General features: G+C 61.3%; 1 protein-coding gene. It reads left to right on the top strand.

What is annotated here, in order from left to right; all coding sequences use genetic code 11:
• On the top strand, nt 1-493 hold a 493-nt coding region (locus EOA22_RS36920), incomplete at both ends, for a GGDEF domain-containing protein (protein WP_164756348.1).

Here is a 493-nt window from a genome sequence, read left to right as displayed (position 1 = left end):
CCCGCTGACCGGCCGCCCAACCCGCCGCTATCTCGATGAGTTGCTTGCCGAAAAAAGCGCAACGGGGACCCGCACAGCGCTGCTGCATCTGGACCTCGACCGCTTCAAGCAGATCAACGATACACTCGGCCACGCAGCCGGTGACGCCATGCTGGTGCACGCCTCCAAGGTCATCAAGGTCAACACGGGTCCCGGTGATTTTGTTGCACGCATCGGCGGTGACGAGTTCGTCGTGGTGAGCCATGGACGTGATGACAAGCAACTTTCCGCGCTCGGCGACCGCATCATCACGCAGATGCGCCGACCGGTCGATTTTCAGGGCAACCCGTGCCGGTTCGGGGTGAGCATCGGAATTGCCGCCGGAACCGACGCCAAGCAACTGCTCGTCAACGCCGACCTCGCTCTTTACCGGGCGAAAGGAAGCGGTCGCAACCGACACGAATTCTTTGACGAAGTGCTGCAAAGCGAGAGCGTGCGGACCAATCAAATTGCC

Origin of the sequence: Mesorhizobium sp. M7A.F.Ca.US.014.04.1.1, assembly GCF_003998745.1 — a bacterium.
In the GTDB taxonomy this organism is placed as follows: Bacteria; Pseudomonadota; Alphaproteobacteria; order Rhizobiales; family Rhizobiaceae; genus Mesorhizobium; species Mesorhizobium ciceri.
This window is presented reverse-complemented; position numbering and strand designations above follow the sequence as displayed.